The organism is Lactobacillus apis (genome assembly GCF_003150935.1).
Lineage (GTDB): Bacteria > Bacillota > Bacilli > Lactobacillales > Lactobacillaceae > Lactobacillus > Lactobacillus apis.
The window spans coordinates 1628735-1639983 of the sequence record NZ_CP029476.1 but is presented as its reverse complement, the minus strand read 5'-3'; the positions used below and the strand labels follow the sequence as shown (position 1 = coordinate 1639983).

General features: G+C 36.0%; 12 protein-coding genes. 11 read left to right on the top strand and 1 reads right to left on the bottom strand.

Annotation, left to right across the window (positions count from 1 at the left end; translation table 11 throughout):
* Positions 1–164 precede the first annotated feature (164 nt).
* Complete coding sequence (locus DKL56_RS07650; protein ID WP_109715985.1) at positions 165–2264, top strand: ATP-dependent Clp protease ATP-binding subunit; 2100 nt, start codon at positions 165–167, stop codon at positions 2262–2264.
* A 239-nt stretch (positions 2265–2503) separates the two neighbouring features.
* On the top strand, positions 2504–3526 hold the full coding sequence (locus tag DKL56_RS07645; RefSeq protein ID WP_109715984.1) for a branched-chain amino acid aminotransferase: 1023 nt from the start codon (positions 2504–2506) through the stop codon (positions 3524–3526).
* A gap of 43 nt (positions 3527–3569) precedes the next feature.
* Here DKL56_RS07645 and DKL56_RS07640 read toward each other — a convergent pair whose 3' ends face one another.
* Positions 3570–4127, bottom strand: a complete 558-nt coding sequence (locus DKL56_RS07640; RefSeq protein ID WP_109715983.1) for a TetR/AcrR family transcriptional regulator — start codon at positions 4125–4127, stop codon at positions 3570–3572.
* Positions 4128–4223: 96 nt separating this feature from the next.
* On the opposite strand from DKL56_RS07640, the gene DKL56_RS07635 reads away from it, so the two are divergent.
* The 9 genes from DKL56_RS07635 (at position 4224) to DKL56_RS07595 (ending at position 11247) form a co-directional block, all read left to right on the top strand.
* Positions 4224–4973 (top strand): sulfite exporter TauE/SafE family protein, encoded by a 750-nt coding sequence (locus DKL56_RS07635; protein ID WP_109715982.1) that lies wholly within the window; start codon positions 4224–4226, stop codon positions 4971–4973.
* Between the two features lie 152 nt (positions 4974–5125).
* Positions 5126–6208, top strand: a complete 1083-nt coding sequence (locus DKL56_RS07630) for an alpha/beta hydrolase (RefSeq protein ID WP_109715981.1) — start codon at positions 5126–5128, stop codon at positions 6206–6208.
* A 150-nt stretch (positions 6209–6358) separates the two neighbouring features.
* The gene (locus DKL56_RS07625; protein WP_109715980.1) at positions 6359–6853 is read left to right on the top strand and encodes a PTS sugar transporter subunit IIB; all 495 of its coding nucleotides are present in this window, start codon (positions 6359–6361) and stop codon (positions 6851–6853) included.
* 2 nt (positions 6854–6855) lie between these two features.
* Positions 6856–7644, top strand: a complete 789-nt coding sequence (locus tag DKL56_RS07620; RefSeq protein ID WP_109715979.1) for a PTS mannose/fructose/sorbose/N-acetylgalactosamine transporter subunit IIC — start codon at positions 6856–6858, stop codon at positions 7642–7644.
* Positions 7637–8458 (top strand): PTS system mannose/fructose/sorbose family transporter subunit IID, encoded by an 822-nt coding sequence (locus DKL56_RS07615; protein ID WP_109715978.1) that lies wholly within the window; start codon positions 7637–7639, stop codon positions 8456–8458. Before DKL56_RS07620 ends, DKL56_RS07615 begins: the two co-directional genes overlap by 8 nt.
* 2 nt (positions 8459–8460) lie before the next feature.
* Positions 8461–8877 carry a PTS sugar transporter subunit IIA gene (locus DKL56_RS07610; protein ID WP_074426196.1) on the top strand — a complete coding sequence of 139 codons (417 nt, stop codon included), beginning with the start codon at positions 8461–8463 and terminating at the stop codon, positions 8875–8877.
* A gap of 9 nt (positions 8878–8886) precedes the next feature.
* Positions 8887–9744 (top strand): PRD domain-containing protein, encoded by an 858-nt coding sequence (locus DKL56_RS07605; RefSeq protein WP_074426197.1) that lies wholly within the window; start codon positions 8887–8889, stop codon positions 9742–9744.
* A gap of 127 nt (positions 9745–9871) precedes the next feature.
* The gene (locus tag DKL56_RS07600; RefSeq protein WP_074426198.1) at positions 9872–10171 is read left to right on the top strand and encodes a nucleoside triphosphate pyrophosphohydrolase; all 300 of its coding nucleotides are present in this window, start codon (positions 9872–9874) and stop codon (positions 10169–10171) included.
* A 185-nt stretch (positions 10172–10356) separates the two neighbouring features.
* Positions 10357–11247, top strand: coding sequence for a DUF3737 family protein (locus DKL56_RS07595; protein ID WP_109715977.1), 891 nt, complete (start codon positions 10357–10359; stop codon positions 11245–11247).
* Positions 11248–11249: the final 2 nt, after the last annotated feature.

The window sequence follows — 11249 nt, the reverse complement described above, 5'->3', positions numbered from 1 at the left end:
AAGGTTTTTTGCTACAAAAGAAATTTCACAAATAAAATGTGGAAAAGTTTTGCAAAAAGGTTGCATTCTGTGGATAACCTGTTAGAATATTATATGTAAGCAATTAGCAGTCGAAGATGTCGAGTGCTAATTACAAATTTTATCCTATAAAGGGGTGCATATTTATGGCATATTTTGACAACGAATTTGATAATTTATTTAACGAACTTAACAACTCTTTCTTTAACGATGATAATAATGGCTCTATCCCAGTTCACTATTCAAGCATGAACATTTCTCCACAAGGAATTAATCAGAGCGAACAAATGCCTGGTCAACCAAAAAAGGAGAAACCAATTGGTGTTGACTTGGTTGAACAAGCTAAAAACAATAAATACGATCCGGTAATCGGTCGTGATGAGCAAATCCAAGAAGTAATAGAAATTTTGAGTAGACGTAAGAAGAACAATCCAGTTTTGGTAGGTCCTGCGGGAGTTGGCAAAACTGCAATTGTTGAAGGTCTAGCTCAAAAGATTGCTCAAGGTGATGTTCCTGACAAGATGAAGGACAAGCACATTATTGCAATTAATATTAATGACATGGTTGCAGGTTCAAGTCTACGTGGTAGTTTTGAAGAGCGCCTGAAGAAAGTCATTGACGAAGCAAAGAAGAATCCTAACATCATTTTGTTTATTGATGAAATTCATAACATTGTTGGTGCTGGTTCAACAGATTCTGAAAACAATAGTGGTGATGCCGCAAACATTTTGAAACCTGCTTTGGCAAGTGGCGACTTAAACTTAATCGGTGCAACTACAACAGGGGAATACCGTAGAATTGAAAATGATGCTGCTCTAGCACGCCGTTTCCAACCAGTCCAAGTTCCAGAACCTTCAACTGATGTAACTGTTAAAATCCTGGAAGGGTTAAAGAAGAAATATGAAGACTATCACCACGTTAAATACAGTGACAGTGCTTTGCGTTTAGCAGTTGAATTGTCACAACGGTATATTCAGGGACGTTATTTACCTGACAAAGCAATCGACTTAATGGATGAAGCCGGTGCTAAAAAAGGTCTCGATAGCGTTCCAAGTGATGAAGCCACTCTGAAAAAGAGAATTAGCAGTCTTGAAAGAGAAAAAGCAGAAGCAGCTAAAAATGAAGACTATGCAAAGGCAAGCGACTTGAAGAAGAGAATTGAAAAACTTCAAGAACAGGCCGAGCATATTGATGAAACTGCAACACCAAAGGTAACTGATCAAGATATCTACGCTTTAATTGAAGCTAAGACCAAGATTCCAATGAGCGAATTACACGCTAACGAAAGTCAAAAGAATCTCAACTTAGCAGAAAAATTGAAGAAAGCTGTTATTGATCAGGACAATGCTGTTGATGTTATTACTGATGCAATTGCTCGTAAGCAAGTCTTCAAAGATAACAATCGTCCTACTGGTTCGTTCTTGCTAACTGGACCAACTGGTGTAGGCAAGACAGAATTGGCTAAACAACTTGCTATTCAATTATTTGGTGGTGAAGATCATCTAATTCGGCTTGATATGTCAGAATATCAAGATCAAATGGCAGTTAACAAGTTAATTGGTTCAGCACCTGGCTACGTTGGTTACGGTGAAGGCGGACAATTAACTGAAAAAGTTCGCCACCAACCTTACAGCTTAATTCTGTTTGATGAAATAGAGAAAGCTAACCCACAAGTCTTCAACGCATTATTGCAGATTATGGATGATGGGCGTTTAACAGATGCTCAAGGCAGAACTGTTTCCTTCAAGGACACAATTCTAATTATGACCTCAAACGCTGGTTACTCTGACAACTTGTTAAAAGATGGCAAAGTGGATCACGATAAGATGATTAAGGCCTTAGAAGCATACTTCAGACCAGAATTTTTGAACAGATTAGACGCAATTGTGCCATTTAATTCATTGACTGAAACTGACATGACTAAGATCATCGACATTTACCTAAAGAAGATGTCACATGTCTTGGCAAAGAAAGATGTTAAAGTTGAAGTTTCTGATGATGCTAAAGCTTACTTCGCTGAAAAAGGTTATGACAAGAAATTTGGTGCACGTCCTCTTCGTCGAGTAGTTGAACAAGACATGGAGACGCCAATCGCTAAATTATTGCTAAAAGAGCCAGATACTAAAGAAGTTAAATTTACTGCTGATGATAAGCATGTTTATCTCAATGGTGAAGTAATTTTAGATATTGAGCCAAAAGCTGATTCAAATGATGAGCAAACTGAAGCTGAAGAAACAAAAGAATAATCGTTGCTTAAAAGGCATTCCGAAAGGAATGGCTTTTTTGCTTTATAAACTTTTTTACGAGTAAATAAGGTGGTGTTTCACGTGTGACATTTTTGACGGAGAGACTCTTAGAATTAATCTTTGGAAAGCTGTTGACAGTAGTAAAATTATGGTTTACATTAGTTAACAATTAAATAATAATTAAAAGTTAAAAAGAGATTTTTAACTGAAGTTTTTAAGGAAAAAGTAGGAGCATTGCTATGAAACAAAAAGTAGAAGACCTTGACTGGAAAAATTTAGGCTTTGTTTATCGCGATTTACCATATCGTTATGAAGCCAAATATAAAGACGGCGAGTGGCAAGAAGGAAAATTGATTGAAGATTCTACTCTTGTTCTTTCCGAGGGTGCAGAAATTTTGCACTACGGTCAAGAAATTTTTGAAGGACTGAAGGCTTATCGTAGAGAAGACGGTAAGATTAACTTGTTTCGTCCCGATGAAAATGCGCATCGATTTGCGTTATCTGCTGAGCGTTTGGCAATGCCACCATTTCCAGAAGATCGCTTTGTTGAAGCCGTTAAGCAAGTAGTTTTAGCAAATAAGGAATATGTACCACCTTATGACAGTGGCGCAACACTATATTTACGTCCTTTCATGATTGGAACATCTAATGTTTTGGGTGTTCAAGCTGCTGATGAATATACCTTCAGGATTTTTGCTGTTCCGGTTGGCGCATATATTAAGGGGCTTAACCCAGCAGATTATATTGTTAGTGAATATGACCGTGCTGCTTATGCTGGTACGGGTCAAGCAAAGACCTCTGGTAACTATGCCAGCAGTTTGCTGCCATCAGTTGAAGCTCATAAAAATGGCTTTGCGGATTGTTTATACCTTGACCCACGAGAGCACAAATATGTTGATGAATTTGGTGGCGCTAATTTTTACGGTATTACCCAAGAAGGTCAATTTGTTACACCAAAATCTAAATCAATCTTGATCTCAATTACCAAGAGGTCACTGCTGGAACTAGCTAAAAAGCAGGGCTTAAATCCAGTGGAAAGACAAATCACTTTAGAAGAAGCCTTTAACATGAAAGAAGCTGGAGCTATGGGCACTGCGGCTGTTATTTCACCAGTAGGTTCGATCACTTATGAAGGTAAAAAGCATGTCATTTACAGTGAAACAGAAACAGGTCCTGTAACAACTAAGCTTTATAATGAGCTAGTTGATATTCAATATGGAAAGCAAGAGGGACCAGAGGGCTGGGTCCAAACAATTGATTAATTAAAATAGAAAAGGTGCCGAGATATCAAATCTCGGCACCTTTTTAATTGGCAATGTTCTTTAGAACCTGTTCTAACATTTTTGGAAAACTCTTATCAGCAGGTAGTGATTTATCCGCAAACCAACCAGTTCCAACATTTACAATATCGCCGATAGTTAAATCACGAAGATAGCGACTAGCAAGCAACTGCTGTTTTGGATCTGAGTATTCAGTAGCCAATAGTTGATTTATCAAAGAGCGTAGCTGCTCAAAGGCTGCAGTTACTTCGGGATAAGCATTAGTCCGAGGCATTTTTAGAACTAGCTGAGTTAGTTTGAAATGCTTAAGTGCAAGTGAGCGGAACTCTGTAGCCAAAGCGATAATGCCCTTGATTCCTGTTTGCCCAAAGATTTTTTGTTGAAGTTGCTGACTTACTTGGTTGATAGCCCAAGCAACGACACAATAGCTTAATTCTTGTTGATTAGAGAAATAACTATAAAGTGCTTGTGAGCGTGTACCTAATTGTTGGGCAACTAGCGAAAAACTTAGTTCACTGCCTGATTCGATTAAAGAAACGCTAGTTTCAATGATTTTTTGTTTGGATAAAATTTGACGTGGCATTATTAACCTCGAATAGACTTGACTGTTACAATGTGTAAACTATAATTACATATTGTAAATATAGTTTAGTGTTTAATATTTAAGAAGGCAAATATAATGAAAATTTTTCTATTATTGCTAATCGGTTTGGTGATAGGCACTCTTGTTATCCTGTTTGGTGGGGGTGGTGCCGCAATTTATTTGGGAATATTAACAGGTTTATTTGGCTTAAAAGCTGCAAGTGCCTCGGCAACTTCATTAATGACTGCTTTACCTTCATTAATTATTGGCGCATGGAGCTATTATCGTCAAGGAAAAATTAATACTAAAATTGGCAATCAAATGTTATTGGCAGCAATTCCTGCTGTAATAGTTGGTGCACTCTTATCAAAATATATTCCTGCTAATTTGTACAAATGGTTGATAGGCATAGTCTTAATTTTACTTGGTATCAACATGCTCATCCAAAAGAAAAATAAGACTTCGGATTCAATGCATAAGCAAGGCCATGCCAGATTGCAGGCAAGTTTATTCGGGATTTTTGGTGGACTAATGGTCGGTGTTGCAGGAATGAGCGGAGGAGCTGTAATTATTGCTGAACTGTTTTTGCTTGGCTTAAAGGACTTTCAGGCAACAGCAACCTCAACTTATGTTTTAGTATTTATGACCGCTACAGGTGCACTGTTTCACATTGCAGGAGGTCAAGTAGATTGGGCAGCCGGACTACCATTAATGATTGGTGCATTAGTAGGAGCAATCATTGCTCCTAAATTGGCGCAACTACTGGCAAAAACAAAGATCACAAAGTATATGAAGCCAACTACTGGGGTGTTATTAATACTGCTAGGTACTAAGTCTTTACTATAAAAAATCTGGGAAGCGCTTTCCAAAATAGTACAGATGTGCTACTATAAATTTACATTCAAGTTGGATCGTAACAGTTTAGAAACTGGCGAAACCGAAAAAGTATGCATAATTGTATGCTTTTTCGGTTTTTTTGAGCAATAAGGAGAGTAGAAATGGAACAAAGGCAGTATTCTGAAGAATTAATAACTGAACTACAGAAAAATGCAAGAGTAGAAGTTATTAACGGAGTAGAAGAATTAGTTAAACCGGTACCAGGTCAAAAGGGAGAAACAAGGTTAGATATCGTTGACCCACATGTCAAAACAATTATTCAGAAAAAAATGAGTGAAGGAATAGGTTCTAAACCATTTTCATTAAATTTTGATCGAAACCGACCTGAAAATATTACTTATGATTTAACAACAAGTGAAGTGAGCGAAGAAGAGCAACTAGTAGAAGTTGATCATGACCATTACGTCGATACTTTTGTCTTTAAAGCTGAGCATGCTAATAAAGCTAACCCTATTTTGGTTTATTTCCATGGAGGAGCTTTTATGACAGGCAAAATTGAAGAATTCGGTAAGCAAATGAAGTATATTGCTGAACAGGCACAAGCTACCGTTATTTTTCCGCAGTATCGATTGGCACCGGAAAATCCTTATCCAGCAGCAATTAATGATGCTATGGGGATTATTAAGTGGGCAAGTGAAAATCACGAACTACTTGGATCAAATAGTGAAAAATTAGTTTTGGCTGGTGACAGTGCGGGAAGTAGCCTAATCAATTCATGCATTGTTTTAATGAAAGATACCTCAATTATCGCTAGAGCAGTGGAATTATATCCTGCTATTGATAATGATATGAAACCTTATTATGATTGGAGCAAATTTGACGTTTGTCCTGAGGATGAACAGTATGCAAAAAATAGGGTTTGTCGAATGCTTAATTCTATTGATAATTTTGAAAAAAATTATTTACACTACAAGATAGATCCAAGGGACGAAGTAGTAGATTTCTTTAATGTTAGAGACTGGAGCAAAATACCACCAATAACTTTTATTTTAAATCAATATGATTTGATTACATTGGTGGCAGAAGAATTTATAAAAAAGGCACTAGAGCACGACGTACAGTTGAATGTTATTAAATATTTAGGGTGTGACCATGGAAGTCTCAACTTTTTTGGTTCGGAACCGCAGGCAGAAGACATGTGTATCGAGATTGCTAATATTATAAAAAAGCGCTTGCATGATTAATGTATAGCTGATAATATAATAAGCGAAAAATATGAATAACGGATCGTAACAGTTTAGAAACTGGCGAAACCAAAATAAGGATTATTAGCACGGACTTTTGCAGTGTTAAGGATTATTATTTTGGTTTTTTGTTTTTTAGGAGGAAAAATAATGGCAATTGTAGGAGCAAGAATTGATAACAGATTACTTCATGGTATTGTTGCAACTAGTTGGGCACCAGATTCAGGAGCTACAAGAGTAATGGTGATTGATGACAACGTGGCAGATGACCCGCAAAAAAAGCAGGCAATGAAATTGGGACGTCCTTCGGGAATGGCTGTATCTATAATTTCTAAGCAAACTGCTCTAGATAACTTTAAGAATCATAAATATGATCGGCAAAAGGTTTTCATCATTTCACAGACGCCAGATGTTTTTCTTGATCTCCTTAATCAAGGCGAGGACCTGAATGAGCTCGTGTTAGGCGGAACATTGACCTTTGATAATGCAATAAAAGTGACTAAGAGGGCTTATATTAAGCCTGAGCAGGAGAAAACATATCAGGCAATTATTGATAAGGGATGCAAAGTAATCTCTAAATATGTTCCACAGGATGACAGTGTAGATGTAGCTAAAGTTTTACGTAATAAAAAGGCTGGTGCTTAATTATGGGGTTTACAATTTGGCAAGTAATTTTAGTCACTATTTTGGCTTATATACAAAGATTAGATTTTGAAACAACACAAATAGTTCCAATGAATTATATGTTCTGGTCCTGCATTGTAGGGGCTGTATTGGGCGACTTTCAAATGGGACTTGTTGTTGGAGCAACCATCCAATTAATGTCATTGGGAGTTGCTGCCCTAGGTGGTAGCTCTGCTCCGGATTATGCGGTTGCTGCAATGATTTCGACTGCTGTTGCAATTGGTACTGGAAAAGGTATGGCAGCAGGACTGGCATTAGGTGTTCCAGTTGGAATGATTTGTATTCAGTTAGATGTTCTATTAAAGATTCTCAACTCATTTATTACTAATAAAGCACATGAATTGGCCAATAAGCGTCAATACCGTAAGATGCGGATGCTAATTCCTGTAATGACATCATTAATGCCTCTTGAGTCAGCTGTACCTGTTTTTATTGCCGTCTTATTTGGCAGGCCAGTTGTTAATGCTATTCTCAATTTTATGCCAACTTGGTTTACTGTCGGTCTGAACGTTGCTGGTGGAATGCTACCAGCGGTCGGAATGGCAATGCTTCTATCCTACATGCCATTGAAAAAATATGGTTACTGGTTATTGGTTGGCTTTGCCTTATCTGCTTATTTGAAGATGCCTGTTTTAGGAGTTGCATTAATTGGTATTGCAGGTGCAATACCAACATTTATGAACTATTCAACTAGTAGTAATGCAGGAACAAGTGCAAATGGTTTAAGTCAGGAGGATATGGAAGATGAGTAAAGAAAAAAATACTATACAAGAAGGAAGAGTTTTAAATAAAAAGGATATATGGCGTGCCATGAGACGACATTATCTAGCCATTAGTACTTACAACTATGATAGTGGGTTTGCAGCTACTCTTGTATGGGAATTGTTTCCAGCTTTAAGTAAAATATATAAAGACGACCCTGATGGTTTACAGGCTTCAATTGATAATCAATTTAAATTTTATAATTGTAATCCTTGGATGTCTCCAATCATTACAGGAGCGACTTTGGCGGTTGAAGAAAAAGGAAAAACCAAGTCATTACAAGCGGTTCAAGACTTGAAAACTGCTTTAATGGGGCCATTCTCGGGTATCGGTGACGCACTTATTTGGGTTCTATTTCCAACAGTACTTGGTGCAATTGCTGCCTCAATGGGCAAGCATGGTAACAGCATTGGTATGTGGATTTATTTTGCAGTCTATGTTCTATTCTTTTTCTTAAGATCTTTTCTTTATAAAGTCGGTTATGAGTCTGGTGCAACGCTCATGACTAGCATGAGCGATAAGCTATCTGCATTAACAGATGCTGTATCTGTCTGGGGTATTGCAGTGATTGGTGCAATCGTACCAAGTACAGTTAATTTTAAATTGGCCTTAAAATTTAGCCAAGCTGGTGTTTCTCTAACTGGTCAGCAGATTTTAGACCAAATAATGCCAGGGCTTTTGCCGGTATTATTAACTGGATTACTTTACTGGATGCTGAAAAAAGGGCGTAAAATGACTACACTAATTTTGATGGTAATTGTTATTGCAATGATTGGTGCAGCACTGGGGATTTTTAAGGCATAGTTATGAAACAAATAGTGATTATTTCGCACAAAACAATGTCAAAAGGAATGACTGAAACAATTAAGTTTTTTGCGGGTGATATAGAAAACTTACATTATATTTGTGCATATGAGAATGGTGAAAATGAATTTCCACTTAATCAGCTAGTCGGATTACTTAAAAAGTTTGATGAACTAGATCAAGTCTTCTTATTAACCGATTTGTTAGGTGGTAGTGTCAATCAAACATGCAGCCAGCTAATTAAAGACTATCATGTAAAGGTTATTACTGGCGTAAATCTCGCATTAGCTTTATCGATTGTTTTAGATCCTTCTGATCAGTTGACCGATGACAAAATTTTCGAATTAATTGAAGAAGCAAAAGGCCAAATGGTTTATATGAATAACTATAACGGTGATAATGAATCAGACGATGAATAGGAAATGGACATGAAAGTAATAAAAGTCTTTAATAATAATGTTGTTTTGGTCAGTGATGAAAAGCATGAGCAAGCAATTCTTTTTGGCAAAGGAATAGGCTTTAAAAAGCAGCCGGGAGATGAAATCTCAAAAGGCAAAAATGTTCAAACCTTTATTAAAAATATTAAAGATCCAGAGTGGCTCAATTCTTTATCAAATTTGTTAGAAAACGTTCCAGTAGAATATTTAGCTGTGTCTAAAAATATTATTAAACATGCAGAAAAGGATCTTAGTACAACTTTCAATCAGTTTTTAGTTATTAGCCTTGCAGATCATATCTACTTTGCAGTTAAAAGAAGTAGCAAGCAAGATGTGTCCTCACTTGTCAGTGTTAAGGAGGTTTATCCTTTAGAATATGCAGAGGCAGAAAAAAGTGTTAAAAGAATTAATACAGCTTTTAACGTTAAATTACCTCCAGGTGAGGCAGGATTAATTGCAATTCATTTTGTTGAAAATGAAATGAGTCCGATTAATGAAAATCAAAAGTTGGGTGAAGACTATGTGAGCTTACATTTAAGTAAGATTTTACAAATAATTATTTCTGACTTGGGGTATCCTGAACAGCCTGCAACACTAGAAAGACTAACAGTTCATTTACGATTTTTAATCACGCAAATTCAAAGCGATAATAAATATATTTCAGACGCCTCCCCAGACAATAAAAAAATATTGGAATCTTTTTTAAAACAATTTCCTGAACTAAGGACTACACTTAAAAAGATCCAAGACTATTTCTATCAAGAAATGAACTACAAGTTGAATAATAGTGAGCGTCTTTACTTAGTTATTCATTTGAAGCAAGTGGAAAATAGTTCAGAAGATGAATAGGATAGTACGGCAAAAATATTTCCTGGGAAATATTTTATAACTAATTTTTATAGCACTTTTTTAAAAAGTAATATAATAGGGTTAGATTAATGAAACTAAGAATGATTTATTTTGAAAAGAGTGCAAAATGAAAAAATTAGTTAGAGATAAGATACCGGAATTTGCCACAGAGGCTACATATCGAGAGCTGCCTAAAGAAGAAATTGAGCCAGCCCTTAAAAATAAGTTGATTGAAGAGACGCAGGAAGTTGTTGAAGCTAAGACAGAAGACAATCTGATTGAAGAATTAGGTGATGTCTATGAAGTCTTAACAGCATATTTGAAATTTAAAGGCGTCAGTCAGGAAGAATTTTTAAAACTAGTTGCAACAAAGCGTGATTATAAAGGTGGCTTTACTAAGTTCTTAGAAATGACAACTGAGGATTAATTATTGAAAAAGTGGACTTTAGAGATGACATAATCTCTGAGGCCCACTTTTTATATACACGTAGTAGCAAAATAACTAATAGTAATTAAGTAGGCTTAATAATAGGTATTTTAAATTTCATACTTTTTGTTAAATAATTGAGTGTATAAAAGATATAGATATTTTGATTTAGAGAAAGAAAATAAATGAAAAGTATTAAAAATCATTTTTTTGAAGGCGAACGGATCCTTTTTGGACTTAATGATGCAGAATTAGACGGAGTCACTTTTGGTCAAGGGGAGTCTCCACTCAAAGAAGCAAACAACATTAAAGTGAAAGATTCAATTTTCAAATGGAAGTATCCACTCTGGTACGATCAAAATGTTGAGGTGGAAGATTCTGTCTTTGAAACGATGGCTCGCAGTGGCATTTGGTACACAAAAAACATTTCTATTAAGAACTCTTCTTTACAAGCTCCTAAATTATTTAGACGTGCACAAAAAATTACGTTGGACAATGTTCATTTTGCTAATGCGGAAGAGACTATGTGGTCCTGTGATGGCCTTAAAATTACTAATAGTCAAATTAGCGGCGATTATTTTGGCAAAGACAGCAAAAACATTTACTTAGATCATGTCAGTATAATTGGCAATTACGCTTTTGATGGGGCAGAAAACATTGAAGTACATAATTCAACTTTTGTTGCTAAAGACGCTTTTTGGAACTGTAAAAATGTAAAAGTTTATGATTCAACTATTGATGGAGAGTACTTAGCATGGAACAGTGAGAATATTGAGTTTATTAACTGCAAAATCATTAGCAGTCAGGGCCTTAATTATATTAACAATTTAAAGTTAAGAGATACTCAGCTACAGCATACAGATTTAGCTTTTGAATATGTTTCAAATATAGATGCTGAAGTGACTTCGAAAATTGATAGTGTTAAAAACCCAATTTCTGGAAAAATTTCTACTCCTGTAATCGGCGAATTAATTATGGATAAGTCAAAAATAGATCCCGCTGATACAAAGATAGATTGTGATAAGATTGAATTGAACACAAATCAGTCAGATCGGAATCAGGAACCAAAGGATTAATA